The organism is Qipengyuania citrea (assembly GCF_009828015.1).
Lineage (GTDB): Bacteria > Pseudomonadota > Alphaproteobacteria > Sphingomonadales > Sphingomonadaceae > Qipengyuania > Qipengyuania citrea.
In genome coordinates, this window is the sequence record NZ_WTYG01000002.1 from 350,179 (window position 1) to 377,018 (window position 26,840).

The 26,840-nt window shown below is 65.1% G+C and carries 30 protein-coding genes and 1 tRNA gene; 21 read left to right on the forward strand and 10 right to left on the reverse strand.

The window, feature by feature from the left end:
- Window positions 1–29: 29 nt before the first annotated feature.
- The 5 genes from GRI55_RS07220 (at window position 30) to rimM (ending at window position 3,210) form a co-directional block, all read left to right on the forward strand.
- The gene (locus tag GRI55_RS07220) at window positions 30–377 is read left to right on the forward strand and encodes a TIGR02300 family protein (protein ID WP_050601097.1); all 348 of its coding nucleotides are present in this window, start codon (window positions 30–32) and stop codon (window positions 375–377) included.
- Between the two features lie 91 nt (window positions 378–468).
- Window positions 469–544, forward strand: a tRNA-Ala gene (locus GRI55_RS07225).
- A 188-nt stretch (window positions 545–732) separates the two neighbouring features.
- A complete protein-coding gene (ffh, locus tag GRI55_RS07230) occupies window positions 733–2,220 on the forward strand; it encodes a signal recognition particle protein (protein WP_160766675.1) in 1,488 nt (495 codons plus the stop codon).
- Window positions 2,221–2,254: 34 nt separating this feature from the next.
- Window positions 2,255–2,716: a 30S ribosomal protein S16 gene (rpsP, locus tag GRI55_RS07235; protein WP_050601099.1), complete on the forward strand. Its 462-nt coding sequence runs from the start codon at window positions 2,255–2,257 to the stop codon at window positions 2,714–2,716.
- Between the two features lie 8 nt (window positions 2,717–2,724).
- Complete coding sequence (rimM, locus tag GRI55_RS07240) at window positions 2,725–3,210, forward strand: ribosome maturation factor RimM (protein WP_160766676.1); 486 nt, start codon at window positions 2,725–2,727, stop codon at window positions 3,208–3,210.
- Window positions 3,211–3,229: 19 nt separating this feature from the next.
- Here the strand turns inward: rimM and GRI55_RS07245 are convergent, their stop codons facing one another.
- Window positions 3,230–4,144 carry an NAD(P)/FAD-dependent oxidoreductase gene (locus tag GRI55_RS07245; RefSeq protein ID WP_160766677.1) on the reverse strand — a complete coding sequence of 305 codons (915 nt, stop codon included), beginning with the start codon at window positions 4,142–4,144 and terminating at the stop codon, window positions 3,230–3,232.
- Window positions 4,145–4,269: 125 nt separating this feature from the next.
- Between GRI55_RS07245 and GRI55_RS07250 the strand changes: the two genes are divergently transcribed.
- The 13 genes from GRI55_RS07250 (at window position 4,270) to rimK (ending at window position 16,190) form a co-directional block, all read left to right on the forward strand.
- Window positions 4,270–4,575: a hypothetical protein gene (locus GRI55_RS07250; RefSeq protein ID WP_160766678.1), complete on the forward strand. Its 306-nt coding sequence runs from the start codon at window positions 4,270–4,272 to the stop codon at window positions 4,573–4,575.
- 52 nt (window positions 4,576–4,627) lie between these two features.
- On the forward strand, window positions 4,628–5,353 hold the full coding sequence (gene trmD, locus GRI55_RS07255; RefSeq protein ID WP_050601103.1) for a tRNA (guanosine(37)-N1)-methyltransferase TrmD: 726 nt from the start codon (window positions 4,628–4,630) through the stop codon (window positions 5,351–5,353).
- Between the two features lie 12 nt (window positions 5,354–5,365).
- On the forward strand, window positions 5,366–5,734 hold the full coding sequence (rplS, locus tag GRI55_RS07260; protein ID WP_050601104.1) for a 50S ribosomal protein L19: 369 nt from the start codon (window positions 5,366–5,368) through the stop codon (window positions 5,732–5,734).
- Between the two features lie 201 nt (window positions 5,735–5,935).
- Window positions 5,936–8,224: a S9 family peptidase gene (locus GRI55_RS07265; RefSeq protein WP_160766679.1), complete on the forward strand. Its 2,289-nt coding sequence runs from the start codon at window positions 5,936–5,938 to the stop codon at window positions 8,222–8,224.
- Window positions 8,225–8,309: 85 nt separating this feature from the next.
- Window positions 8,310–9,335: an aspartate-semialdehyde dehydrogenase gene (locus tag GRI55_RS07270; protein ID WP_050601106.1), complete on the forward strand. Its 1,026-nt coding sequence runs from the start codon at window positions 8,310–8,312 to the stop codon at window positions 9,333–9,335.
- Window positions 9,332–9,889: a hypothetical protein gene (locus tag GRI55_RS07275; RefSeq protein ID WP_160766680.1), complete on the forward strand. Its 558-nt coding sequence runs from the start codon at window positions 9,332–9,334 to the stop codon at window positions 9,887–9,889. Before GRI55_RS07270 ends, GRI55_RS07275 begins: the two co-directional genes overlap by 4 nt.
- 98 nt (window positions 9,890–9,987) lie before the next feature.
- Window positions 9,988–10,635: a 2-hydroxychromene-2-carboxylate isomerase gene (locus GRI55_RS07280; RefSeq protein WP_160766681.1), complete on the forward strand. Its 648-nt coding sequence runs from the start codon at window positions 9,988–9,990 to the stop codon at window positions 10,633–10,635.
- Entirely contained in the window at window positions 10,632–11,387 is a 756-nt protein-coding gene (locus tag GRI55_RS07285; protein WP_160766682.1) for an alpha/beta fold hydrolase, read from the forward strand. The genes GRI55_RS07280 and GRI55_RS07285 overlap by 4 nt, the downstream gene beginning before the upstream one ends.
- Window positions 11,388–11,464: 77 nt before the next feature.
- On the forward strand, window positions 11,465–11,905 hold the full coding sequence (locus GRI55_RS07290; RefSeq protein ID WP_160766683.1) for a hypothetical protein: 441 nt from the start codon (window positions 11,465–11,467) through the stop codon (window positions 11,903–11,905).
- A 64-nt stretch (window positions 11,906–11,969) separates the two neighbouring features.
- On the forward strand, window positions 11,970–13,817 hold the full coding sequence (locus GRI55_RS07295; RefSeq protein ID WP_160766684.1) for a M2 family metallopeptidase: 1,848 nt from the start codon (window positions 11,970–11,972) through the stop codon (window positions 13,815–13,817).
- Window positions 13,811–14,827, forward strand: a complete 1,017-nt coding sequence (locus tag GRI55_RS07300) for a YncE family protein (RefSeq protein ID WP_237452447.1) — start codon at window positions 13,811–13,813, stop codon at window positions 14,825–14,827. Before GRI55_RS07295 ends, GRI55_RS07300 begins: the two co-directional genes overlap by 7 nt.
- On the forward strand, window positions 14,824–15,288 hold the full coding sequence (locus GRI55_RS07305) for an ATP-dependent zinc protease family protein (protein WP_050601113.1): 465 nt from the start codon (window positions 14,824–14,826) through the stop codon (window positions 15,286–15,288). Before GRI55_RS07300 ends, GRI55_RS07305 begins: the two co-directional genes overlap by 4 nt.
- On the forward strand, window positions 15,285–16,190 hold the full coding sequence (gene rimK, locus GRI55_RS07310) for a 30S ribosomal protein S6--L-glutamate ligase (protein ID WP_050601114.1): 906 nt from the start codon (window positions 15,285–15,287) through the stop codon (window positions 16,188–16,190). Before GRI55_RS07305 ends, rimK begins: the two co-directional genes overlap by 4 nt.
- A gap of 81 nt (window positions 16,191–16,271) precedes the next feature.
- Here rimK and GRI55_RS07315 read toward each other — a convergent pair whose 3' ends face one another.
- The 8 genes from GRI55_RS07315 to rpsF form a co-directional block, all read right to left on the reverse strand.
- Window positions 16,272–17,051, reverse strand: a complete 780-nt coding sequence (locus GRI55_RS07315) for an alpha/beta hydrolase (protein ID WP_237452448.1) — start codon at window positions 17,049–17,051, stop codon at window positions 16,272–16,274.
- Between the two features lie 140 nt (window positions 17,052–17,191).
- Window positions 17,192–17,962: an SDR family NAD(P)-dependent oxidoreductase gene (locus GRI55_RS07320; RefSeq protein WP_063505164.1), complete on the reverse strand. Its 771-nt coding sequence runs from the start codon at window positions 17,960–17,962 to the stop codon at window positions 17,192–17,194.
- 62 nt (window positions 17,963–18,024) lie between these two features.
- Window positions 18,025–19,509 carry a methyl-accepting chemotaxis protein gene (locus GRI55_RS15225; RefSeq protein ID WP_160766686.1) on the reverse strand — a complete coding sequence of 495 codons (1,485 nt, stop codon included), beginning with the start codon at window positions 19,507–19,509 and terminating at the stop codon, window positions 18,025–18,027.
- Window positions 19,499–19,831: a hypothetical protein gene (locus GRI55_RS07330; RefSeq protein ID WP_160766687.1), complete on the reverse strand. Its 333-nt coding sequence runs from the start codon at window positions 19,829–19,831 to the stop codon at window positions 19,499–19,501. Before GRI55_RS07330 ends, GRI55_RS15225 begins: the two co-directional genes overlap by 11 nt.
- A 67-nt stretch (window positions 19,832–19,898) precedes the next feature.
- Window positions 19,899–21,371 carry an AMP nucleosidase gene (locus GRI55_RS07335; protein ID WP_307019586.1) on the reverse strand — a complete coding sequence of 491 codons (1,473 nt, stop codon included), beginning with the start codon at window positions 21,369–21,371 and terminating at the stop codon, window positions 19,899–19,901.
- Between the two features lie 103 nt (window positions 21,372–21,474).
- A complete protein-coding gene (gene rplI / locus GRI55_RS07340) occupies window positions 21,475–22,137 on the reverse strand; it encodes a 50S ribosomal protein L9 (protein WP_050601120.1) in 663 nt (220 codons plus the stop codon).
- Window positions 22,138–22,148: 11 nt separating this feature from the next.
- Complete coding sequence (gene rpsR / locus GRI55_RS07345; protein WP_050601121.1) at window positions 22,149–22,373, reverse strand: 30S ribosomal protein S18; 225 nt, start codon at window positions 22,371–22,373, stop codon at window positions 22,149–22,151.
- Window positions 22,373–22,738, reverse strand: coding sequence for a 30S ribosomal protein S6 (gene rpsF, locus GRI55_RS07350; protein WP_050601122.1), 366 nt, complete (start codon window positions 22,736–22,738; stop codon window positions 22,373–22,375). Before rpsF ends, rpsR begins: the two co-directional genes overlap by 1 nt.
- A gap of 202 nt (window positions 22,739–22,940) precedes the next feature.
- On the opposite strand from rpsF, the gene GRI55_RS07355 reads away from it, so the two are divergent.
- Window positions 22,941–23,891: a DUF808 domain-containing protein gene (locus GRI55_RS07355; RefSeq protein WP_050601124.1), complete on the forward strand. Its 951-nt coding sequence runs from the start codon at window positions 22,941–22,943 to the stop codon at window positions 23,889–23,891.
- Entirely contained in the window at window positions 23,878–24,522 is a 645-nt protein-coding gene (locus GRI55_RS07360; protein WP_160766689.1) for a glutathione S-transferase family protein, read from the forward strand. The genes GRI55_RS07355 and GRI55_RS07360 overlap by 14 nt, the downstream gene beginning before the upstream one ends.
- Here GRI55_RS07360 and GRI55_RS07365 read toward each other — a convergent pair.
- Window positions 24,519–25,946, reverse strand: a complete 1,428-nt coding sequence (locus GRI55_RS07365) for a glutamate ligase domain-containing protein (protein ID WP_160766690.1) — start codon at window positions 25,944–25,946, stop codon at window positions 24,519–24,521. The two genes, GRI55_RS07360 and GRI55_RS07365, sit on opposite strands and share 4 nt — an antisense overlap.
- Window positions 25,947–25,999: 53 nt before the next feature.
- Here GRI55_RS07365 and GRI55_RS07370 point away from each other — a divergent pair, with 53 nt between their 5' ends.
- Window positions 26,000–26,824, forward strand: a complete 825-nt coding sequence (locus GRI55_RS07370) for an LD-carboxypeptidase (RefSeq protein ID WP_160766691.1) — start codon at window positions 26,000–26,002, stop codon at window positions 26,822–26,824.
- The last annotated feature ends 16 nt before the right edge of the window (window positions 26,825–26,840 follow it).

Sequence of the window (26,840 nt, forward strand, 5' to 3'; positions counted from 1 at the left end):
GGCTGGGGCGGCACACTCAAGGATTACACATGGTCAAACCGGAATGGGGCACCAAGCGGACGTGCCCGAACTGCGGCACCCGCTTCTACGATCTGAACAAGGACGAACCCGTCACCTGCATCGAATGCGGTGAGGAATGGTCGCCCGAGCCCGTGCTCAAGTCGAAGCAGCCGATCCTTGCCGAGGAAGAAAGCAAGAAGAAGAAGGACGCCGAGGCGGACAGCGATCTGGGCGGCGACGACGACGATGACGATCTCGACATCGATATCGACGAGGACAGCGATTCTCCCGACAATGAAGTCGACCTCGGCGGCGACGACGACCTCGGCGTCGAAACCAAGTCCAAGGGCGACGACGACAACGTCGACGAAAGCTGATTTTTTCTCTTGCGTTGCGCGGGGCGGCCCCATAAAGGGCTGCCTCCGCAAGGCTGGCGCACCTCCCAGGGGGCGCCATGAAAAATGGCTCGGGGCCTTAGCTCAGCTGGGAGAGCGCTACAATGGCATTGTAGAGGTCAGCGGTTCGATCCCGCTAGGCTCCACCATTTTCCCCATTGCGGGCCGGATATGTTGGTAGCAGGCCGCGACGACGGTTGCGGCTTGCTTCCACCACACCCGGGCAGACAGTTCTGGGTTTCACCGGGGAATTCCCCACGCTGGCCAACGAGTTTTCGTTCGCCGGCGTTTTTCGCGTCTATTCGGGCCGCCCGCGGTTCGGAAGGAGTAAGCAGGCATGTTCGACAATCTGTCCGATCGCCTCGGTAACGTCTTCGACCGCCTGAAGGGGCGCGGCGCGCTGTCCGAAAGCGACGTGCGCGAAGCCATGCGCGAGATTCGCGTGGCGCTGCTCGAAGCCGATGTCGCGCTGCCCGTGGTCCGCCGCTTTATCGATGCGGTGACCGAGAAATCGGTCGGCCAGGACGTGCTGCGCTCGGTTACGCCGGGCCAGCAGGTCGTCAAGATCGTCGATGACGAGCTGGTGGCGATGCTCGGCGGAGGCGGGGATGCCGATCCCGCCGACCGCGAACTCAATTTCGCGGCCAAGCCGCCGGTGGTGATCATGATGGTCGGCCTGCAGGGTTCGGGCAAGACGACCACGACTGCCAAGCTGGGCAAGCTGCTCAAGGAAAAGCACGGCAAGAAGGCGATGATGGCGTCGCTCGACGTCAACCGTCCGGCGGCGCAGGAACAGCTCAAGGTGCTCGGCGAACAGGTCGATGTCGCCACGCTGCCGATCATCGAGGGCCAGCAGCCGGTCGATATCGCCCGCCGGGCGATGGACAGCGCCAAGCTACAGGCCGCCGACGTGCTGCTGCTCGATACGGCAGGCCGCCTGCATGTCGATGAAGCGCTGATGGCCGAGATGAAGGCCATCGCCGGCGTCTCGACGCCGACAGAAGTGCTGCTGGTGGTCGACAGCCTGACCGGCCAGGACGCGGTCAATGTCGCGCAGAGCTTCACCGGCGAAGTGCCGCTGACCGGCGTGGTGCTGACCCGCATGGATGGCGATGCGCGCGGCGGTGCGGCGCTGTCGATGCGCTATGTCACCGGCAAGCCGATCAAGTTTGCAGGGACCGGCGAAAAGCTCGACGCGATCGAGGCGTTCGACCCCAAGCGCGTGGCGGGCCGCATCCTCGGAATGGGCGATGTCGTCAGCCTGGTCGAAAAGGCCGCGCAGGGCATCCAGCAGGACGAGGCGGAAGCGCTCGCCAAGAAGATGGCCAAGGGCCAGTTCGACCTCGAAGACCTGCGCATGCAGTTGAAGCAGATGCAGAACATGGGCGGGCTGGGCATGCTCGCGGGGATGCTGCCGGGCATGAAGAAGGCCAAGGCAGCGATGGCCGCGTCGAACATGGACGACCGGGTGCTGCTGCACATGGATGCGATCATCGGGTCGATGACCGCCAAGGAGCGCAAGAACCCCGCGCTGCTCAACGCCAAGCGCAAGAAGCGCGTGGCAGCGGGGTCGGGCACGCAGGTGCAGGACGTCAACAAGGTGCTGAAGATGCACCAGGAGATGTCGCGCGCCATGAAGCAGATCAAGAAGATGGGCGGGCTTAAGGGCCTCGGCGCTTTGTTCGGCAAGGGGGGCATGGGTGCCGCCATGCCGGGTCTTGGCGGTCCGGGCGGCGGGATGCCCGGAATGGGCGGCGGCAAGGGGCCGGGGGTGGATCCCTCCACGCTCCCGCCCGACCTGCAGGACCTGCTCAACAAGAAATAGATTTCAGACGTTTACATTCGAAAGGTAATATCAAATGGCAGTTGCAATCCGTCTTTCGCGTGGTGGTGCGAAGAAGCGCCCCTACTACCGCATCGTGGTTGCCGATTCGCGTGCCGCACGCGACGGCAAGTATCTCGAGCAGATCGGCACCTACAACCCGATGCTGCCCAAGGATTCGGGCGAGCGCGTCAAGCTCAACGAAGACCGCGCCCGCCACTGGCTGAGCGTCGGCGCCAAGCCGAGCGACCGCGTCCACCGCTTCCTCGATGCCGCCGGTATCCTCGAGCGCAGCCCGCGCAACAACCCGAAGAAGGCCGAGCCGGGCGAAGCCGCCAAGGAACGCGCCGAGGAAAAGGCCGCGAAGCAGGCTGAAGCCGAGGAAGCCGCCAAGGCTGCCGCAGAAGAAGCCAACGCTCCGGCCGAAGAAGCAGCTGCCGAAGACGCTCCCGCCGAGGAAGCCGCAGCTGAAGAAGCTACCGAAGACAAGGGCGAGTAAGCGCGCCCATGTCGGACAAGCCCGTCACGCTCGCTGCCGTCACCGGTGCGCATGGCGTGACGGGCGAAGTCCGCCTGAAGCTGCTCGGCGAGGGCTATGAAGCGCTCAAGCCGCACAAGAGCTTCAACGAGGGTTCGCTGACTCTCACCAAACTCCGCAGCGACAACAAGGGCGGCGCGATCGCGCGGTTCGCCGAGGTGGCCGACCGGACCGCGGCCGAACAGCTGCGCGGCACCGCACTTGCGGTTTCGCGCGAGGACCTGCCGGCGCTGGACGAGGGGGAATTCTATTTCTCCGACCTGCTCGATCTGGCCGTCATCACCGATACGGGCGAAGCGGTGGGTCGCGTCTGCGCAGTGGAGAATTTCGGCGCGACCGATATCGTCGAGATCGAGAAACCCGACGGCAAAAAGTTCATGGCGCCGCTGACCGCGCAGGCAGTGCCGCGCTGGGACGCGAGCCAGTTGGTGATCAACCCCGATTTCATCGGCTAGCCGGGAGGCGCCCGCAAATTCAGCGCCTGAGCGGACGTTCGCGGGCGAGGTGATTGCGGATCGTGGTTGCGGCAACGCCCGCCTGTCCCATCGCATGGCTGATCTGGTCGAGTCCGATCACCACGTCGCCCGCAGCGAACAGCCCGGGCACGCTGGTTTCGAGATGGTCGTCCACCAGCACGCAGTCCTGTTCGCTGACCTCGGCCCCGCAGCTGACTGCCAATCCCGAACGCACCAGCGATCCAAGCGCGGGATAGATGCTGTCGAAGGCCATGCGGCCCGTGCCAGTGTCGAAGGCGATCCGGCCATTCTCGATCGCATAGCCGCTGCACGGGCCCGCCACCCGGGCGATCCCCGCCTCGTCCAGCGCCTGCGAACACTGTGCGGACAGGTCATGGTCGCCGTGCGGTGATACCAGCGTCAGGTCGGCCGTATAGGTGCGGATGAACTGCGCTTCGGCGGTGCCATGGTCGGCGGTGCCGATCACCGCCACGCGCTTGTCGGTCACTTCGTAGCCATCGCAGACCGGGCAATAGCGCAGCAGCCCGCGGCCGAGCGCTTCGGCGTGGAACTGGTCGTCCATCCCTTCCGGCCGGTTGTTGACCACGCCGGTCGCCAGCAGGACGGTGCGCGCGCGGAAGTCCTCGTCGTCGCAGCGCACGATGAACTGGTCGCCATCGCGCCGCAGGTCGGTCACGCGGCGGGGTTCGCGCAGCGCGCCGTAGCGAGCCGCCTGGTCGCGCATGCGTTCGAGCAGTTCGTTGCCGTTGATCCCGTCGGGAAAACCCGCATGATTGTGGCTGGTGGGGATCCAACTCGCCCGGCTCGTCCCGCAATCGAACATGCGGATCGAAAGGTGATAGCGCGCCAGATAGATCGCGGCGGTCAGCCCGGCGGGCCCCGCACCCACGATGATGCAATCGTCGACATTCATGGCAGGACTACGCACCACGCGCCGATGGGTGCCGTTCGCCGAGGCAGAATGGCCGCCGGACCGGTCCGCGCTTTTGCATGCACACGTCGGCATGGCAGGACCTTCGGCAAGGGGGATTGCAAAAGATGATCGATATGGTTTTCCTCGCCGGCGCTTACGCAGCGTTGGCCGCCGGGCTCGGTGCAGGTGTCGGCAGGGTGTCGCCTTCGATCGGGCCGCGGCTGCGCCATGCTTTCGCGGGCATCGCGCCGCTTGCCGCGGTGCTCGGGATGAAGCTGACCGAGGCCGACAGCGTGACGCTGCATGGCGTGGACCTCGCCGCGGGCGGCGGACTGGTCGTGCTGGGTATCGCCGCGTCGGCAATGGCCGCGAAAGCCTTGCCTGCCGCCAGGCGCGCTGCGCCTGCAGAGGACCGCCTGCCGATCGGCTGATCCCCGCGGCCGGCTATGGCGCTGCTGCCGATTGGCGGCTAGGGCGCGCGGCATGGGTTTTGCAGCCACCATTCTCACGCTCTATCCCGAGATGTTCCCCGGTCCGCTGGGGGTCAGCCTTGCCGGTCGCGCGCTCGAGCGCGGCGACTGGTCGTGCGAGACCGTGCAGATCCGCGATTTCGCCACGGACAAGCACCGCACCGTCGACGATACGCCCGCGGGCGGCGGCGCGGGGATGGTGCTCAAACCCGATGTGCTCGGCGCGGCGATCGCCAGCGTGGGCGAGGGGCGGCCGATCCTTGCCATGACGCCGCGCGGCAAGCCGATATCGCAGGCGCGCATCCGCGCCATCGCGCAGGGCCCCGGCGTGGCCATCTTGTGCGGCCGTTTCGAAGGGTTCGACGAACGCATTTTCGAGGCCTATCCGCAGATCGAGCAGGTCAGCCTCGCCGATATCGTCCTGTCGGGCGGCGAGACCGCTGCGCTGGCCATTCTCGACGCTTGCATTCGCCTGCTTCCCGGCGTAATGGGCGCGCCCGATAGCGGAGTCGAGGAGTCCTACGAGAACGGGCTCATCGAATACCCGCAATATACCCGACCTCAGCAATGGGAAGGGCGCACGATCCCTGAAGTGCTGCGATCGGGGGATCATGCGAAGATCGCTGCTTGGCGCAAGGCAAGGAGCGAAGACGATACTCGGTTACGCAGGCCGGACCTTTGGGAGCGTTACTGTGACGCTCGGGACCGACCTGCCTCTGGCGCGCGGCGAAAAGACTAAGGATACGGTTCGATGAACCTCATTCAGCAGCTCGAAGCGGAAGCTATCGAGAACCTCGGGAAGGAAATCCCCGAATTCCGCGCCGGTGACACCGTGCGCGTCGGCGTCCGCGTTGTCGAAGGCAACCGCGAACGCGTCCAGAATTTCGAAGGCGTTGTCATTGCCCGCTCGAACCGCGGCATGGGCAGCAACTTCACCGTGCGCAAGATGTCGTTCGGCGAAGGTGTGGAACGCGTGTTCCCGCTCTACTCGCCGATCATCGACAGCATCACCGTGGTGCGTCGCGGCATCGTGCGTCGTGCCAAGCTCTATTACCTGCGCGGCCGCACCGGCAAGCGCGCGCGTATCGCGGAACGCCGCGACAACGCGCCCAAGGCGTAAGCGCAAACAGCAGTTCTCTTCGCGAGAATCTTGGGGCGGTTTTCCTTCGGGGAGACCGCCCTTTTTGCATCTTGCGCCGCAGTTGCCGGGGGAGGGAGCACAAGCCTTTACCCGGGCCGGCGGGGCATGGCGCGGGCCCGGTGCTTGCAATCGCGCCACCGCGTTGCGAGGAAGCAGCCGATCGATCCTTGGGGAGAACCTATGAAAGCCATGTCCCTTGCCGCCGCGCTGGCGTTCGGCACCTGCCTGTCCGCCCCGGCCAATGCCCAGACCACTACGGAGACCGCGCCCATGGACCTGACCTTCGAGCGTGTCTTCGCCTCGCCCGGCCTCGATGGGCCGACGCCGCGCAAGGTGAAGCTGTCCCCCGACGGGCGTTATCTTACCGTGTTGCGCAATCGCGCCGCCGACCGCGAACGCTACGATCTGTGGGCCTATGACCGCAATGCGGGCGAATGGGCGATGCTGGTCGACAGCGAGGTGCTGGGTTCGGGCCGCGAACTGTCCGAGGAGGAGAAGATGCAGCGCGAGCGCGCGCGGGTCGGCAGCCTGAAGGGCATCATCGACTATCAGTGGACCGAGGATGGCACCGGCGTGCTGGTCCCGCTCGATGGCGATCTCTACCTCGCGCGAGTGGGCGGGGAAGTGGTACGGCTGACCGATACCGAGGAAAGCGAACTCAATCCCGCGCTCAGCAATACGGGCAGCCACGTTTCCTTCGTCCGCGATCGCCAGCTGTGGGTCGGCGAGACGGGGGGCGAGGCCGCACCGATTACGCCGCGCGAGGGCGAGGCGGTACGCTGGGGCGAGGCCGAGTTCGTCGCGCAGGAGGAAATGGGCCGGATGACCGGCTATTGGTGGAGCCCCGACGACCGGCGCATCGCGGTCGAGCGCTTCGACGAGAGCATGGTCGGCATCGTGACGCGGGCGGCGATCGGCGCGACGGGCACCAGGGTGTTCGACCAGCGCTATCCGGTCGCGGGCAGCGAAAACGCCGATGTCGAACTCTATGTGATGGATCCCGACGGCGAGAACCGGGTGAAGGTCGATCTCGCCGCGCATCAGGAGCCGGGAATCTATACCGAAGGCGATCCGACCGATTTCTATCTCGCCCGGGTGGACTGGGCGCCCGATGGCAGCGCGCTCTACGTCCAGCGCCAGAACCGCGAGCAGACCGTGCTCGACATGCTCCGGGTCGATCCGGAGACGGGCGCCGTGTCGCCGGTCTTCACCGAAAAGGCCGCGGTTGCGGATTACTGGATCAATCTTGGTGACGATTACAAGCTGCTCCAGGATGGCAGCCTGGTCTGGTGGTCCGAGCGCGACGGCTTTGGTCACCTCTATCGCTATTCTGCCGACGATGGCTGGAAGGATGCACGCCAGCTTACGCGCGGGTCATTCGTCGTCACCAAGTTGGTGGGTGTGGACCAAGCAGCGGAGCGCCTGTTCTATCTCGCCACAAGCGAAGAGGACCCGCTCGAACAGCATATCTATGCGCTCGATTATGCCGATCCCTCCGCGCAACCGCTGCAGCTGACCGAAAGCGGCTTCACCCATACGGCGACGATGGACGGGACGGGGCAGACGCTCGTCATCATCCGCTCGAACGACGACACGCCGCCACAGAGCTACATCGCCGACCAGGAGGGGCAGCGCCTCGCATGGATCGAGGAGAACGCGCTCGATGCGGATCATCCCTACGCGCCCTACCTCGCCAGCCACCGGCCGACGCAATACGGCACGATCCCAGCCGAGGACGGCACGCCGCTGCACTGGGAAATGATCACGCCCGAAATGGAGCCGGGCAAGCGCTATCCAGTCTATTACTATCATTACAGCGGGCCGGGCCCGCAGATCGTCAACCGGGGCTGGAATGGCGCGTTGCCCCAGGCTATCGTCGACAGGGGCTATATCTGGTTCGCGCTCGACAATCGCGGCAGCAATTATCGCGGGGTTGCCTTCGAACAGCCGATCTACCGGGCGATGGGCGGGGTCGAAGTGCGCGACCAGAAGGCCGGGGCGGAATATCTCAGGACGCTCGACTTCGTCGATCCGGACAAGATCGCCGTGGATGGCTGGTCCTATGGCGGCTACATGACGCTGAAGCAGTTGCAGGCCGACCCGGGCCTCTACGCCGCGGGCATCAGCGGCGCGCCGGTGACCCGCTGGGAGCTCTACGACACGCATTATACCGAGCGTTACATGGGCACGCCGCAAGACGACGGCGCAGCCTATGATGCCGCCAGCGCGATTCCCGATGCGACGAAGATAAGCGATCCGCTGCTGATCATCCACGGCATGGCCGATGACAATGTGGTGTTCGAAAACGCGACCGAGATCATCTCCGCGATGCAGGAAGCCAATGTGCCGTTCGAGATGATGCTCTATCCCGGATATACGCACCGTGTTTCGGGCGAACAGATCTCGCCGCATCGCTACAACACCGTGTTCCGCTTCCTTGAGAGCCATGGTGTAACCCCGCCCGAGTGAGGCTTTAGGGTGCGCAAACGTATGTGCGCTTGCGGGGGCGCAGCTAATCGCTATCTCGGCGACACAGAAATACTGGAGATGTAATTTGGGTTATCGTGTTGCCGTGGTCGGTGCGACCGGGAATGTCGGCCGGGAAATGATGCAGGTCCTGGCAGAACGCGGCTTCCCCTGCGACGAGGTGGCAGCGGTTGCCAGCAGCCGCTCGCAGGGCACCGAAGTCGAATTCGGCGACACGGGCAAGATGCTCAAATGCAAGAACATCGAGCATTTCGACTGGGCCGGCTGGGACATCGCGCTGTTTTCCGCGGGCAGCGGACCGGCCAAGGAATATGCGCCCAAGGCGGCGGCGGCCGGCTGCGTCGTCATCGACAACAGCTCGCTCTACCGCATGGATCCCGATGTGCCGCTGATCGTGCCCGAGGTGAACCCCGAGGCGATCCACGATTATGCCAAGCGCAACATCATCGCCAATCCCAACTGCTCGACCGCGCAGCTGGTGGTGGCGCTTGCGCCGCTGCACAGGGCGGCGCGGATCAAGCGCGTGGTGGTCTCGACTTACCAGTCGGTCTCGGGCGCAGGCAAGGCGGGGATGGACGAGCTGTTCCAGCAGAGCCGCGCGATCTTTGTCGGGGACTCGATCGAGCCGGTGAAGTTCACCAAGCAGATCGCCTTCAACGTCATCCCGCATATCGATGTCTTCATGGACGATGGTTCGACCAAGGAAGAATGGAAGATGGTGGTCGAGACCAAGAAGATTCTCGACTCCAAGATCAAGCTCAACGCGACCTGCGTGCGGGTGCCGGTGTTCGTCGGCCACGCCGAGGCGGTGAATATCGAGTTCGAGGACGAACTGTCGGCCGAACAGGCGCAGGACATCCTGCGCGAGGCCCCCGGCATCATGCTCGTCGACAAGCGCGAGGACGAGGGATACGTCACCCCGGTCGAGGCGGCGGGCGACAGCGCGACCTACATCAGCCGCGTGCGCGACGACCCGACGGTCGACAATGGCATCACGCTGTGGTGCGTCTCCGACAATCTGCGCAAGGGCGCCGCGCTTAATGCGGTGCAGATTGCCGAGCTCCTCGGCCGCGAATGCCTCAAGAAGGGATGATCCGCGCCGCCCTCCTGCTTGCGCTCCCGCTGGCCCTGGCGGGATGCGGTTCGGCGCCGGACCAGCCCGCCGCGGAAGCGGGCGAGCAGGGCGATGCAGCGCAGCAGCGCATCGCGCAGGCGCGGATCGTAGTGAACGCCGACGGGCTTTCGGCGAGCGGCGAAACGCTCGGCTTCAGCACACCGCGTGCTGAGGTCGATGCCCTGGCCGAGCAAGCGTTCGGCGCAGCGCCCGCAAAGTCGCGCAATGAAGAATGCGGCGCAGGGCCGATGGATTTCAGCCAGTTCGGTCCGCTGCAGATCGCCTATCTCGACGGCAGCTTTGCCGGCTGGTTCCTCCGCGCCGGCGAAGGCGTGGTTACCGCGGATGGCATCGCCCCCGGTGTGACGACCTTGGACGCATTGCAGGACGAGCGGCAGGCACAGCAGCTCGACACCACGCTGGAGGGCGAGTTCCAGTACACGACGGGCGATTACGGCACGATCACCGGCTTCGCCGCGCCCGATGGATCGATCGACGCGCTGCAGGCCGGAATTAGCTGCTTCTTCCGTTGAACGTCATCCCGGCTCGAGCCGGGATATTGTTCCACCTGCCGCAACACCGACAGCGGACCCGGCTTTCGCTGGGACGACGGAGATGTATAAGTCCCTGCATGACCCTGACCGCAGAGCTCTATTTCAGCTTCCGTTCGCCCTACAGCTATCTTTCGGTCGGCCGGTACCGCGCCATGGCCGAGGAATACGATCTCGACATCGCGCTTCGTCCCGTCTGGCCGCTGGCAATCCGCGAACCCGACTTTTTCGAGCGCAACCATCCCAACTGGCTGGCCTATACGCTGCGCGACATGATGCGCGTGGCGCAGTTCCACGGCATTGCCTTCGGGGCGCCGCGCCCCGATCCAATCGTGCAGGATGCCGCCACACGCAAGATCGCCGCCGAGCAGCCCTATATCCGCCACGTCACGCGGATGGGCCAGGCTGCGGCACGAAGAGGCAAGTGTCTCGTCTTCGCGCATGAGGCGGGGCAGTTGATCTGGGGCGGGCAGGAAAACTGGCACGAGGGCGACCACCTCGCCGGCGCGCTGACCCGCGCCGGGCTCGACGCGGCGGAGATCGATCGCGAGGTCGCCGCCGAGGAAGACACGCTCGACGCCGAAATCGCTGCCAACCAGGATGCACTCGAGGCCTCGGGTCATTGGGGCGTGCCGACGCTGGTGTTCGAGGGCGAACCGTTCTTCGGCCAGGACCGTATCGAAATGGCGCGCTGGCGCATGGAACAGCAGGGGCTGGCGAAGCGATGACCACCGATTTCTTCGACAGTTTCGACGGCACGCGGCTGGCGCTGCATCGGCATGGGAGAGGGCGGCCGTTCGTCCTCCTACACGGCCTGTTCTCCAGCGCGCAGATGAACTGGATCAAATGGGGGCATCACGAGGCGATCGCCGCGCAGGGGTTCGAAGTGTTGATGCTCGATTTCCGCGTGCATGGCGACAGCGCGGCGCCGCATGATCCCGATAGCTATCCGAGCAATGTGCTGGTGCGCGACGTGGCCGCGCTGGTCGATCATCTCGGGCTCGACGATTACGACCTTGGCGGCTTCTCGCTTGGCGCGCGCACATCGCTGCACGGCGCGGCGCACGGCGTGCTGACGCCTGCGCATCTGGTCATAGGCGGCATGGGGACCGCGGGGCTGGGCGAATGGCAGCGCCGCGCCGCCAAGTTCCGCCGCGTGATCGACGAGTTCGATGCCATTCCCAAGGGCGATCCTGACTATTTCTCAATGCAGTTCCTCAAGTCGCAAGGGGTCGACCGAGTCGCGGCGCGGCTACTGCTTGGCACCATGCCCGATCTCGATCTCGCCTTGCTCGACAATATCACCATGCCCACGCTGGTCGTGTGCGGTGACGAGGACCGCGACAATGGCTCGGCCGCCGATCTGGCGGAGCGCCTGCCCGATGCGGATTTCGCCGAAGTGCCGGGTACGCATATGAGCAGCGTCACCAAGCCCGACCTCGGGCAGGCGATCGCCGACTGGCTGGGAGCGCAGGCATAGGCAGACCCGCGCCTGCGCTGACCTGGTGGCTGTGGGGCCTGCTGGCCTTCGCCGTCGTCGTCGCGCTGAGCCTGGCGGTGACCGCGCCCAACGATGTGACGCTGGGCATTGCCGAACACCAGGCGGCCGGCACTGCTGCACGGGTCGATGCCATCCAAGCACAGTGGCATGCGGGCGGCGTGCGTCCGCTGGCCGTCTTCGCAATGTTCGGCGATCTGGTCTTTATCGGCATCTATGGCGCAGGCAGCTGGATCGCCGGCCGCAGTTTCATGCGCATGGGTGGCACGGTGCGGACGATCGGCGCGGTCGTCGCAGCCGCGGCGCTGGTATTCGTGCTGACCGATTATACCGAAACGCTGCTGCAGCTGGCCCAATTGCTGCGCGATGCGGGGGCCGACCGGCTGGCCGGTATCGCGGCGACGGTGCGTCCGATCAAGAACGCGACGTGGGCCGCGACCTTCGTCGGCGTCGTCGCAGCGTGGCTCATCCTGCGCTTGCTTCCGCAACCGCTTGATTAAGCGCCCCGGCAGGTGCAATTCGGTAGCACGTGCAACCAGATTACCCGATCCTGAGAGGACCCGCATGAAATTCGCAACCGTCGCGCTCTCCGCGCTTGCCGTCTCGCTGGCCACGCCCGCAATGGCCGACCATCACGCTGCCGGAACCGAGGCGGCGGCCAGCGCCTACCCGATGACGCCGCAGGGCGCGGCCGACTGGGTGGCCGTGGTCGAGAATGACATGTTCGATTTCTCGGTCGAATACGGACGCGTGCTGTGGCTCAACAACACTTACATCGTCCATGACAGCGACCAGCTTGCGGCGAAATACGGCGCCGAGGCGACAGAGAAGTCGGTCCGCTACGCCAATGAAGCGGCGAAATATGCGCGCGTCGAGGGGCTCGATGCCGAAGTCGCGCGCAAACTCGATATCCTGCGCAACGGCATCGTCATGCCCGCTCCGGTCCGCGATGGCGCGGCGACCGAGCTGAACGAAATCGCAACCAAGCTCGGCTCGGCCTATGGTAAGGGCAAAGGCACGCTCAATGGCGAGGAAATCAACGGCAGCGACATTGTGGCCGAGATGGGCAACCTCGATCGCACCCCCGCTGAACTGGCCGAGATGTGGGCCAGCTGGCACGACAATGTCGGTGCGCCCATGCGCGGCGACTACCAGCGCATGATCGCCATCGCCAACGAAGGCTCGAAGGAACTCGGTTTCGCCGATCTCGGCGCGATGTGGCGTTCGAACTACGACATGGACCCCGACCAGTTCGCAGCCGAGACCGAGCGCATGTGGCAGGAAGTGAAGCCGCTCTACATGGCGCTGCACACCTATGTCCGGGGCAAGCTCAACGCCAAGTACGGCGCCGAAGTGCAACCCGCTGACGGCCCGATCCGCGCCGACCTGCTCGGCAATATGTGGGCGCAGGAATGGGGCAATATCTATCCGCTGGTCGCGCCCGAGGGAGCCGGCGACATCGGTTATGACCTCACCGACCTGATCAGCGCCAAGGGTCTCGACGAGATCGAGATGGTCCGGACCGGTGAACAGTTCTTCTCCTCGCTCGGTTTCGAGCCGCTGCCGGACACGTTCTGGGAACGCAGCCAGTTCGTGAAGCCGCAGGACCGCGAGGTCGTATGTCACGCCAGCGCGTGGGACGTGGACAATGTCGACGACCTGCGCATCAAGATGTGCATCAAGAAGAACGCGGACGATTTCATCACGATCCACCACGAGCTGGGCCACAACTATTACCAGCGCGCCTACAACCAGCAGGACTATCTGCACCTCAACGGCGCCAATGACGGGTTCCACGAGGCCATCGGCGACATGATCGCGCTTTCGATCACGCCCGAATACCTGGTGCAGATCGACATGCTCGACGAGGCGGACGTGCCCAGCGCGGACAAGGATATCGGCCTGCTGCTGCGGCAGGCGATGGACAAGGTCGCCTTCCTGCCCTTCGGCCTGATGGTCGACCGTTATCGCTGGCAGCTGTTCGACGGCACCATCCCGGCCGACCAGCTGAACAAGGGGTGGAACGATTTGCGGCTCGAATACCAGGGGATCGTCCCGCCGGTGGAGCGCGATGAAAGCGGGTTCGACGCCGGCGCGAAGTACCACATCCCCGGCAACGTGCCTTACACGCGCTATTTCCTTGCGCGGATCCTGCAGTTCCAGTTCTTCAAGGCCGCCTGCGACCAGGCGGGCTGGGAAGGGCCGCTGCACCGCTGCTCGTTCTACGGCAATGAGGAAGTCGGCAAGAACCTCGCCGCCATGCTCGAAATGGGCGCCAGCAAGCCGTGGCCCGATGCGCTCGAAGCCTTCACCGGCGAGCGGCAGATGAGCGGCACGGCAATGGTCGAGTACTTCGCTCCGCTGAAGGCGTGGCTCGACGAACAGAACGCCGGCCAGACCGAAGGATGGTAAGCCGCCTCGCGCTGCTGCTGGCGCTTCCGCTGACCGCCGCTTGCGCCCCCATGGCGCCAAGCGGCGATGCCCGCGCGCCGATATCCGGACAGCCGGTCGAGGGGGCGCTGTTCGTGGCCGGCAAGTTCGGCAACACGCTGACGAAGGTGGAGCTGGCATCGGGCGAAACCGCCGCGAGGGTTGCCAGCTGCGCCAATCCACACGAACTCGCCACGTCGCCCGACGAAAGCCATCTCGCGCTTGCCTGCTATGGCGGGCGCACGGTCGATATCTTCCGGACGTCGGACCTCGGCAAGGTCGCCAGCGTGGATCTGGGCGAGGGCGCGCGGCCGCACGGGATCGTTTGGCATGCCAATGGCGATATCTATGCCACGGCGGAGGGGCGCCGCTCGATTTTCTGGATTCGCGATCCGCTCGGTGCGGCGGAGGCATTCGAATATGGTTCGGGGCAGGATGGCACGCATATGCTGGCGGTCGCGCCCGATGGCCGCCATGCCTGGACCACCAACCTGGGTTCGCGCACGGTCAGCCTGATCGACCTCAAGACCCGGCGGGCCCCGCGTTCGGTTGAAGTGGGCGAGGAACCCGAGGGCATTGCGCTGGCGGATGATGGCGAAACGCTGTGGGTTTCGGCGCGCGGTTCGAATGCCGCGTTCACGCTCGATCCCGAGACGCTGGCGATACGGCAACGGATCGAAACCGGCGCCTTCCCCCTGCGGATCGTCGTCAGGCCGCAGGGCGATTACGCGGTCACCTCCGATCTTGCCGATGGCGGGCTGAGCGTGATCGATACCGCCACCGGCGAACTGGACCGCAGCATTGCGGTGTCGAGCCCTGCCGAGGCCGAGGCGCGGACGCAGGTCACGATCCTGTTCTCCCCCGATGGCGAGCGGATCTACGTTGCCGAAACCACCGCGAACACCATTGTCGAGGTCGACTTCGCCAGCGGCCGTGTGCTGCGCCGCCTGCCCGGTGCCGGGGGCGGCGACGGCATCGCCATCATCGAATGAGCGCGAACCGCAAGCCCCTGCCGCCGATCGGCTGGCGCGAGCTGGTGCATCTGCCCGAGCTCGGCCTGCATTCCGTTCCGGCCAAGATCGATACCGGCGCGCGGACATCCTCGCTGCATGGAACCGTGCTCGCCGAATTCGAGCGGGACGGCGAGAAATACGTGCGTTTCGCGGTCGATTTCGAACGGCAGCACGTACGGCAGGTGTGCGAGGCGGTGCATGTCGATATCCGCGGCATCACCAGTTCGAATGGCGAAACGCAGCGCCGCTATGTTATCAAGACCCCGCTGAAGATCGGCGACGTCGAGTTTCGCGCCGAACTCAGCCTCGCCGACCGGCGCGACATGCGTTTCCCGATGCTGATCGGGCGTTCGTCGCTGCGCCGCCGGTTCGTAGTGGACAGCGGCTATTCGTGGCTGCAAACGCCCGAAATGAAGGTCAAGAAAGGCCACAAACCATGAAAATCGCGATGCTGGCGCGCAATCCCAATCTCTATTCGCACCAGCGCCTGCAGCAGGCCGCCGAGGATCGCGGGCACCAGCTCGATATCCTCAACACCCTGCGCTGCACGGTGCATATCGCCAGTCACAAGCCCGAAGTCTTCTACAATGGCGAACCGTGCATCGGCTACGATGCGGTGATCCCGCGGATCGGCGCGTCGATCACCAATTACGGCCTCGCGATCCTGCGCCAGTTCGAGATGCGCGGATGCTGGCCGCTCAACGAAAGCGTGGCGATCGGGCGCAGCCGCGACAAGCTGCGCAGCATGCAGATCCTCGCCAAACACGGGCTGGGCCTGCCGCTGACCGCCTATGCCAACGACCCCAAGGCGGCGGAGGAGATCATCAAGGCGGTCAAGGGGCCGCCGGTGGTGATCAAGCTGCTGGAAGGCACGCAGGGCATCGGTGTCGTCCTCGCCGAAACGATGTCATCGGCCAAATCGGTGATCGAGGCGTTCCGCGGCGCCAACGTCAACATCCTCGTGCAGGAATTCATCAAGGAAGCGGGCGGCACCGACATTCGCGCGCTGGTGGTCGGCGGCAAGGTGGTCGCGGCGATGAAACGCACCGGCGCGGCGGACGACTTCCGCAGCAACCTGCACCGCGGCGGCAGCGCCGAGCTCATCAAGATCACGCCCGAAGAACGCTCGACCGCGGTGCGCGCCGCCAATCGCATGGGCCTCAACGTATGCGGTGTCGACATGCTGCGCAGCAACCACGGGCCGGTCATCATGGAGGTCAATTCCTCGCCCGGCCTCGAGGGGATCGAGAAGGCGACCGGCAAGGATATTGCCGGGCTGGTGATCGAGTTCATCGAGAAGAGTGCGCGCGACGGCAAGACCAAGACGAAGGGGCGGGGCTGACGCCAGAACTTGCGCTGATCGCGAATGGTCAGCGCACCGCGACGGCCGGTCTGAAATTGCCCTCTCTCGGCCGAGGCACTGTCAGTGCTCTGTCCCGGTGTCCGCCAAGCCAGCGATGTCCGCTTGCGTACGCTGCAGCAGCAGCGCCCGATCCGGCAGACGGTTCCACCCGTGGTCGGCATCGGGATAGCGGTACAGGACTGCGTTCTCCGACCAGATATCGGCGTATTTCTGCGCATATTCGAACGGCACGACCTCGTCCGCTTCGCCCTGGTGGACGAACACCTTGCCAGTAAAAGCGCCTAGCCCTGCGAAAGGGTCGAATGCCTCTGCCGTCTCGACGAAGCGCGGGCCGAGCGCCTGGCCCTTGAAATCGAACACGCCCGTATCGCGAAGCGGGTCCAGCGACTTGCCCTGGATCTGGCCGCTACGCACATCATCGACGAAAACCGCCGCGGCAGCCCAGAGTGTCAGACTTGCGAGATCGCCCGGACGCCGCGCAGCCAGGCATGCCGATTCCATGCCGCCAAGCGAATGACCGACAAGGTGCACCGGACCATTTCCGTCCGCGAGCACGTGATCGAGCATGGCGGATAGCTGGTCGAGTTCGTCCGGCACGGAGACATCGAGAAAGCGGCCGTCGCTTTCGCCATGGCCGAGACGGTCGAAGGCGAAGACCGTGCAACCCGAATTGGTCAGACCTCGTGCGAGATCGACAAACGCCCGGCCGACGCCCGTGCGGGTGACGCCGAAGCCGTGGTTCAAGAGGACCTTCGCTCCGTTCGGGCGCGGCGCCGGGTAGCGCACTCCGGCGATGCGCTGAGATCGGAAATCGATGCTGATGCTTTCGGGCCGAGACATGGGATGATCCTGAACGGGCGGGCGCGCGGCGCAGGTGCTGGCCTATTGCATACGCGCAGGGCCGAAGGTCGATCCTTCAGGCTCGGCGGCATCGGGGTAGCGGACGCCCGAGGCGCACGACGTGTCAGCCGGTTTACTCGTCACGCATTGCGCGCCATCAGCCCGCCGTCCACCGGGATCACCGCGCCGGTAATGTAGCTCGCCGCGGGGAGTACGAGCGATAGCGTCACATGCGCGACTTCTTCCGGGTCGCCATAGCGCTTCAGTGCCGTCCGCCGCTTGGCATAGATCACCTTGTGTTCGTCGGGCACTGCATCGGTCATCGCGGTGCGGATCGGCCCGGGACAGATGCAGTTTACCGTGATGGCTTCGGGCCCGAGATCGACCGCCAGCCCGCGGGTAAGGCCGACCACGCCCGACTTGGCCGCGACATAGGGCGTGTCGCCGGGCGTCGCACCGAGACCTTCGGTGCTGGCGACGTTGACGATCCGTGCGGCATCGCTTTTCCGCAGATGCGGGAGCGCGGCGCGAACCATGCGCTGCTGCGCGGTCAGCATCACGGCCAGTGCGCGGTGCCAGGTCTCCTCATAGGCATCGTCTTCGAGTGCGCAGAAGCTCGAGATGCCGGCATTGTTGACGAGTATGTCGATTCCGCCGAAATCCGCTGCGACCTGCGCCACGACCTGCGCAATCGCATCCGCGTCCGATACGTCGAGCGCATAGGCGCGCGCGCCGTCCCCGCACGCTGCCGCCACAGTTTGGCATCCGGCGATATCGAGATCGGTCACCGCGACGCGCGCGCCTTCCTTTGCCAGCAGCATCGCGGTTGCGCGGCCCATGCCGCTGGCGGCCCCGGTGACGATGGCGACCCGGCCCGCGACCGAGCGCGAGCGATTGGGTGTTGTGGTCATGCGATCAATGTCCTCCCCGACAGCAGGCTATCGAAGAATGGCATCGCCGTCACGGCCGCCAATCAGGCGGCCTTGATACTGGCAACGAAGTCGCCGGCCGATCGCTCGAGCGAATGGATGGTCTCGAGCAGCGCTTTCACGTTCTGCCGGGCATCGCCGGACAGCTTCTGGGTGGTGCTTGCGCGGTTCGCCAGGACGGCGCTGTTGTGGGCCATCTGTTCGGTGCCCGCAGCGGTGTCGCCCATGGTCTGTTCGATGCTGGAGGTCGCCGCCCGCTGGCTGTCGACATCGCTGCGTACCGTCATCGCCGATCTGGCGAGTTCGGCGATTGCCCCGCTGAGCTTGCCGAAGCTGTTCTCCGCTTCGCCGGTGCCCTTGCTGATGCCCGAGAGCAGGTCCTCAATCTCGCGCGTGGCACGTGCGGCCTGCGCGGCGAGCTGCTTGACCTCCTGCGCCACCACGGCGAAACCCTTGCCGGCATCCCCTGCGCTGGCGGCCTCGATCGTGGCATTGAGCGCGAGCAAATTGGTCATTTCGGCAATTTCCGCGATCGAACGCGTCGCATCGCCGATGGTCTTCGACTGGTTGGCAAGCGATCGGACCGCGTCGCCGCCGGTTTCGGTGCGCGTTCCTGCCTCGCTGGCAAGCTCGTCCTGGCGACCGGCGGTCACTGCGATGTTGCCGATCGAACGGGACAATTCGGTAACGCTGCCGGCCACCGCATCGATGGCATTGGATACCTGCGAGGCAGCTGCGGCGACTTCGCCTGCCTGCTGCCCGGTGTCGCGCGCATTCTCGTCCAGCGAATGCATCACCTCGTCCAGCGCGCGAGCGCTCTTGGCCACCGCCATCGTGACTTCGGAAACCGAGCTTTCGAAATCGGCCGCGATCCGCAGCATGTCTTCGCGCCGACGGGCGGCGAGGTTGCTTTCCAGCCGGCTGCGTTCGGCGCGCTCCGAATCGGCAAGGCGGAGCGCCTCTTCGGCAGACCGCGTGGCCTGTTCGCTTTCCGCCAGCGCAGAACCGATGCGCGTGATCAGCGAATTGAGCGTAGTGGCAATATAGCACAATACGCCTGCTTCCAGCACTACGGCCAGCGCGTGGATGAACACCCGGTTCACACCTCCGCCACCGGAGAAGACCCAGCTGGGCGCGGCAATCGACAGGATGAGGTGGTGCAGGGCGACGGTCGCCGCAGCGAGCAGGATCGGCCGGACATCGCACAGGATTGTCAGCGTCGCGATGGCGACGAAGAAATACATATGCATGTCGATCTGCCACGGGGCACCGCGCAGCGCGTAAAGCATAAGCGCAGGCTGCAGCGCGGCCATGAGCGCGACCGCCATGCGTGCAGCGCTGTCGTAGCGGCGTTGCCAGGCCGCGATGGTCGGCAGCAGGTTCAGCAAGACGCTCGCGGCGAGTGCATGGAAGGCCTGCGTGCCCATTGCCGGGATCAGTGCGGCGAGGCTCAGCGAGGCAGCCCAGCCTGCGATCGCAATTCCTATCACGCCTTTGGTGCGCAGCGCATTGATTTCGTTATGTTCCACTGACTGCTCCGGTGCAGCCGCCCTGCGGGACGGCGAGAACGAGGATGCCGTGCTCGAAGAGAAGCTCGGAAAGCGGCGGACGTGCGCCCTGCATCACATAACCACCGCCCAGCGCGGTGCGGGCGACAGCGCGCCGCCCGTCCTGAAACACGATTCCGGGCAAGGCCCGGTCCGCCGCAGGAGATATGGGGTAGAATGCCAATTGGCCGAAAGCCGGCGGCGCGAGCAGCAGGCCGCCGACCGCGCCGATCGCGATTACAGCCTGGGACAATCCCAGCAATCGGCGCGGCTTCGGCTTGGATTCGGGCTTCGCGATATACATCGCGATGGCTGGTGGCAGCAAATCCTCCCCAAGCCGTTAACCTTGATGCCGCGGTTTTCCCAAGGGCCTATCTGAACGGCGGCTCGTTGAACGCGCGCAGCTTGCGGCTGTGGAGGCGGGGGCCTTCTTCGCGCAGCCGCTTGCAGGCATTCACCCCGATCTGGAGATGCGCGGCAATCGCTTCTTCGTAGAAGGCATTGGCTTGTCCGGGCAGCTTGATCTCGCCATGCAGGGGCTTGTCCGAAACGCACAGCAAGGTGCCGTAGGGGACGCGGAAGCGATAACCCTGGCCCGCGATGGTGGCGCTTTCCATGTCCACGCCGACCGCGCGGCTCAGGCTCATGCGCTTGGCCGACTGCGTGAAGCGCAGCTCCCAGTTGCGATCGTCGGTCGTGACCACCGTACCGGTGCGCATCCGCTTCTTGAGATCGGCACCATGTTCGCCCGAGACCGCTTCGGCCGCACCCGCCAGCGCCTGCTGCACTTCGGCGATCGCGGGAAGCGGGATTTCCGGCGGCAGCACCGGGTCGAGCACGTGGTCGTCGCGCAGATAGGCATGCGCCAGGACGTAGTCGCCGATCTTCTGGCTGGGGCGCAGACCGCCGCAGTGCCCGATCATCAGCCATGCTTCGGGCCGCAGCACCGCAAGGTGATCGCAGATCGTCTTGGCGTTGGACGGGCCGACGCCGATATTGACCAGCGTGATCCCTTCGCGATTGGGGCCGACGAGGTGGTAGGCGGGCATCTGGTGCCGGCGCCATGCGGTGTCGGACAGCTGCGCGCGCGCATTATCGGTCTGTTCGGTAAGCATCATGCCCCCGGCACCGGCCAGTGCGGTGTAGCCGTTGGAGCCCAGCTGCGCGCCCGCCCAGTCCACGAATTCATCGACATAGCGATGATAATTGGTGAACAGGATGAAGCGCTGGAAGTGGTCGGTGCTGGTCCCGGTGTAATGCGCCAGCCGGGCCAGGCTGAAATCGGTCCGCAACCCGTCGAACAGCGACAGCGGGATCGGGTCGTCATCGTTTTCGAGCACGATACCATCGGCCAGCTCGTCGCCGATATCGGCCAGTTCGGTCGAGGGGAAATGCCGCGCGATCAGATTGGGGTCGACGCCTGCCAGCTCGGCCCCGGCGCCCCCGTCGAGGACATAGGGGAAGGGGATCTCCTGTTTCGAGGAACCGACTTCGAGTTCGACCTCGTAATTCTCGCTGATCAGTTCGAGCTGCTCGCGCAGATAGTCGCGAAACAGCTCCGGGCGGGTGACCGTGGTGGTGTACAGCCCGGGCGCATTGAGACGGCCGAACGCGCGGTTGCGGTCGGCAGGCTGGTCGCCTCCGCGAAAGCGCAGCCGCAATTCGGGATAGGCATAGCTGCCGTTGTGGCGCCGTTCGGGCGCGGGAAGCTCGCGTTCGCGGCCGAAGGCGATCACGTCCTCGCGGAGCCGCTCGACGGCAGCGTCGTAGATTTTCTCGAGCCGGTCGAGCGTCTGTTCGATGGATTCCATGGGCGTTGCTCCTGCCTCTTGTTGTTTTAGGATTTGTGTCGCCCACCCACATAGGGTGCGCAGGCGGTTCTTACAAAAAGGGCGCGGAGACCGAAGCCGCCGCGCCCTGATTGTCGATCGCACGAAGCGACGAAGCTTACTCGCCTTCGGGCGCGGTCGCTTCGATCTTGGCTTCGGTCTCGCTCATGCCTTCGGGCGTGCTGATGCCGTCTTCGAGCATGTCGGCGGGGATTTCACCCGGTTCGAGCGTCGGGTCGGTCCGGTTCGCTTCGGCCTGTTCTTCGATCTCGCGCTGCTCGTCTTCGAACATCTGCGCCATCACGTCGATACCCTGGCTCTGCAGTTCGGCTTCATCGTCGCTGCGAGCGACGTTGGCCTTGATCGTGACCGAGACCTCGGGGTGCAGGTCGATGCGGACTTCATGCATGCCGATCGCCTTGATCGGGTCACCCATGATGACCTGCTTCTTGTCGATCTCGTGGCCCTTTTCGGCCAGCGACGCGGCGATGTCGCGCACGTTGACCGAACCATAAAGCTGGCCAGTGTTCGACGCGGCACGGATCAGTACGATTTCTTCGCCCTGGACCTTCTCGCCGGACTTTTCGGCTTCGCTGCGACGTTCCGCGTTTTCCTTTTCCAGGCGGTCGCGGTTCGCTTCGAAGACCTTCTTGTTGGCTTCGTTGGCGCGCAATGCCTTCTTCTGCGGGAGCAGGAAGTTGCGGGCATAGCCGTCCTTCACGGTGACGACGTCACCGATCGAGCCGAGCTTTTCGATCCTCTGAAGGAGAATGATATCCATGATTATTCCCCTTACTTCACGATGTACGGCAGCAGGCCGATGTGACGGGCGCGCTTGATGGCCTTGGCCAGTTCACGCTGCTTCTTTGCGCTGACGGCGGTGATGCGGCTGGGGACGATCTTGCCACGTTCGGACATGAAGCCCTGCAGCAGGCGGACGTCCTTGTAGTCGATCGTCGGGGCGTTCTTGCCCGAGAAGGGGCAGGACTTGCGGCGGCGGAAAAACGGGCGGGCCATCAGTTACGCTCCTCGCGGTCGCGGCGCTTCTTCGCATCGCGCTCGTTCTTGCGCATCATCACGCTCGGACCTTCTTCGTGCTCTTCGACACGGATGGTCATGTAACGGATGACGTCTTCATTGATGCGGGTCTGGCGCTCGAGCTCTTCCACGACGGCACCGGGGCCCTCGATGTTGAGCATCACGAAATGCGCCTTGCGGTTGCGGTCGATCTTGTAGGCGAGGTTCTTGAGGCCCCAGGTCTCCGTCTTGGTGACCTTGCCTTCGTTCTTCTCGACAATCTCGGTAGCGGTGGCGGCGAGCTGGTCGACCTGAGCCTGGCTCAGGTCCTGTCGCGCCAGGAAAACATGCTCGTATAGAGCCATGCCCTTGTCCTTTCACATGTGGCCGATCGCTGGCTTGTCCGCGGGATTGCGGGGCCCCTCCGGCTTTCTTCGAATCCCCGCCCACAGGCAGGGGATGCGCGCACATAACGGGATTGGCGACGAATGCAAGCCAATCTCGGGGCTTGGCAGGGTGGAACCGGGCGGGCAGGGCGGCATTGGTTGGAAAACGAAGGAGTAGTGCGTGCCCGGTGGACTTGTAGCCCTGCTAGACGACGTGTCGATCATCGCCCGCGCGGCGGCGGCCTCGGTCGACGATATCACGGTTGCCGCGGGCAGGGCGGGCTCGAAGACCGCCGGCGTCGTGATCGACGATGCGGCGGTCACGCCGAGTTACGTCACGGGCCTCAGCCCCGCGCGCGAACTGCCGATCATCTGGAACATCACCAAGGGCAGCCTGAAGAACAAGCTCATCATCCTGCTGCCCGGCGCGTTGCTGCTCAGCTGGCTGCTTCCCAGCGCCATCGTCTTCATCCTGATCCTGGGCGGTTGCTACCTGTCCTATGAAGGGGCGGAAAAGGTGATGGAAAAGCTGGGCGGCCAGAAACACGGCGTCACTGTGGAGGATGAGATCACCGACCCGGCGGCGTTCGAGAAACAGCGGGTGAACGGTGCGATCCGCACCGATCTGATTCTCTCGGCCGAAATCATGGCGATCACGCTGAACGAGGTGGCCGCGGAAGACTTCATCGTACGTGCGGGCGTGCTGGCGATCGTCGGTATCGGCGTGACACTGGTGGTCTATGGATCGGTCGCGCTGATCGTGAAGCTGGACGATATCGGATTGCACCTGCGCGAGAAGACTTCGGCCGCCGCACAGGCCTTCGGGCAGTTTCTGGTGACCTCGGTACCCTATCTGCTGACCACGCTGTCCTTCATCGGCACGATCGCGATGCTGTGGGTCGGCGGCGGCATCATCCTGCACAGCCTGCACGAACTGGGCATCCATGGTCCCTCCGATTGGGCGCATGGCCTGCAGCACACGGTGGAAGCCGTGACCGGCGGACTTTCGGGCATCCTCGGCTGGGGAACCTATGCGGCGCTGTCCGCCCTGACGGGGCTCGCGCTCGGCTTCGTGCTGGCGATCCTCATCCACAAGGTCTTCAAGATCGGCATTACCCATGGCGACCACTGAGCCGCCGGTCCTCTACACCTGCGCGGGGTCGCGCGGGCTGCGGGCGACCTGGGCGGCGGAAGAGGCGGGAGTCGCTATCGATCTACAGCTGTTGCCGTTCCCGCCCCGCTTCAAGGCGCCCGACTACCTGGAGGTCAATCCCCTGGGTACGGTACCCATGCTGGTCGATGGCGCCGCGCACATGACCGAGAGCTGTGCGATCGCGCATTACCTGGCCACCAAGGGCGCGGACCAGTCGCTGGTCGTGGCGCCAAACGAGATGGATTATCCCGCCTATCTCGATTTCACCTACCACGCCGATGCCACGATCACTTTCCCGCAAACCGTCTATATGCGCTTCGCCATGTTCGAGAAGGACAAGGGCTGGGGCGAGGCGGGCGAGGCCTATGCCAAGTGGTTCTGGAAGCGCCTCGTCAAGCTCGAGCAGCGCCTCGAAACGCGCGACTACTTGTGCGCGGATCGCTTTACCGTGGCCGATATCTGCTGCGGTTACGCGCTGATCCTGGCGGGCCGGGTGGGCTTGGACGAGGGCGTGCCGCAATCGCTCAGGGACTACCGCGACCGGCTGACCGCACGCGAGGGATATCGCCGGGCCGTGGCGCGTGAGGCCGCAGGCCCCGCCGCGATCTAGGCCAACCGGTCGAACAGGTCGCGTGCAAATCCGCTCAGCGTGTCATCGCGCGCGCCCATGATGACAATCCGGTCGCCTGGCTGCGCGAGTTCGGCGAGCCTGTCGCCCACCGCCGTGCGCTCGGGAATGTGTTCGGCTTTGCCGCCCGCCTGCTCGATCAACCGCACAATCCGCTCGCTGCCTTCGCTGCGATCGACGCTGCCGCCGAAATAGACCGGGTCGCACAGGATCACGCGGTCCTCGTCACCCAGTTCATGCGCGAAGGTCTGGGCCAGCTCCTCGCCCATCTGGCGCAGGGGCCCGTAGCCGTGCGGCTGGAAGAAGGCGAGCACGCGGCCCGGGTGCGCTTTGAGCGTGCGCAGCGTGGCGGCGCATTTTTCCGGATTGTGGCCGAAATCGTCGATCACGGTGATGGCGGACGGGCTGGTGCCGACGATGTCGAACCGCCGCGCGAGACCTTCGAAACCGGCGAGCGCGGCGACCGCATTGGCGACCGGTATGCCCGCTGCCGCTGCCGCTGCGATTGCCGCCAGCGCGTTGGCCAGATTGTGCCGCCCGGGCAGGTTGAACATCAACGGATGTTCGCTGCCGTCGTGCCGGTCGACGACCAGCGCGGCCTGCCGCATCGGGCCTTCCGCGACCGAGCCGGGGACCACGCCGATCTGCGCCTTTTCCTGCTCGATCCCGAAGGTGACGACTTCCTTCGCATGCGGCAGCAGCGCCAGCGCTTCGGGATCGTCGGCATTGATCACCGAAATGCGGCTGCGCGAAAGGTAGTCGCCGAACAGCTGGCGCAGCTCTTCCATGCTCTTGTGGTCGAGACTGACATTGAGCAGCACGCCGACAGCCGGACGATAGAGCGCGATCGACCCGTCGCTTTCGTCGACCTCGCTGACATAGAGGCTCTGACCGCCGACCACCGCGCTGGCATAGGGGCGTTCGGGCGAGACGAAGTTCTTCATCACCGCGCCGTTCATGATCGTCGGCTCGCGCCCGCAGGCGTGGAGGATCCAGCCGAGCATGCCGGTGACAGTCGACTTGCCGCTGGTCCCGGCAACCGCCAGCCCCGCACCGCTGGTGTTGAAGAGGATCGAATTGAGCTCGGCGCGGGTCAGCCGCAGGCACTCCAGTTCCTTGGCGCGCTTGGCATCGGGTACGGTATCTTCCACCGCGGCGCTGGCGACGAGGATCTGCTTGGCCGAGACGATCCCGCTGCCGTCCTGCGGATGCAGCGTGAAACCCTGTTGTTCGAGCGCAGCGAACTTGTCGGGCGTGCGGCCCTGATCGTGGCTGCGGTCCGATCCTTCGACCGTGCAGCCGCGACCTTTAAGGATCTGCGCCAGCGGCAGCATTCCCGATCCGCCGATCCCGCAGAAGAAGAAGGGGCGGGCGAACAATTCATCTGGAGTGGGCATATCGCTCATGCGCGTGCAGCTATTGAGTTGTGCCGCGCGATACAAGCACGCTAGCAGGGCGCATGGTCAGAATTGCGATCTGCGCCCCCGGAAAGCGGTTGAAGCGCGAACGCGCCGAGGCGGTCGAAGCGCTGGTGGCGGGGCGCAGCGACGTATCGTTGCAGTTCCACGAACAATGCTTTGCCGAAGACGGGCATTTCGCCGGCAGCGACGACGTGCGGCTCGCCGCCTTGCTCGATTGCGCCAACGATCCCGGCTTCGATGCGGTGTGGTTCGCGATGGGCGGCTATGGTTCGAACCGCATCGCCCCGCAGGCGGTCGCGCAAATGAACGCGGCAGCGCGGGACAAGTCCTATCTCGGCTATTCCGACACCGGCTTCCTGCTCGCCGCACTGTACAGGCATGGCATCGGGCGCGTCGCGCATGGGCCGCTGGCGGGCGATGTCCGGCGCGAGGGCGGCGCCGCTGCGATCGAGCGCGCGCTGGACTGGTTCAAGGGCGGCACCGATGGCCTTGAACCGAATCTCGATGAACGGCCTGCGGCGGCCTTCAACCTGACGACCCTGGCAATGCTGGCGGGGACCGAACTCGCGCCCGACCTGTCGGGTCATGTCGTCATGATCGAGGAAGTGGCGGAGCATCTCTATGCGGTCGACCGCCTGCTGTTCCATGCCACGCAGCATCTGCAGGGAACCGCGGGCCTGCGTCTGGGCCGCATCAGCGATGTCCCCGTCAACGACCGCCCGTTTGGCACCGACGAAGTCGCCATCGCGCAGGACTGGTGCCGGCGCAGCGGCATCCCCTACCTCGGCCGGGCGGATATCGGCCACGATGCTGCCAACAAGATTGTCCCCTTCGGACTTGAGACGCGGGGCGCTCGCGCCTAGTCGCGCGGTCGAGGAG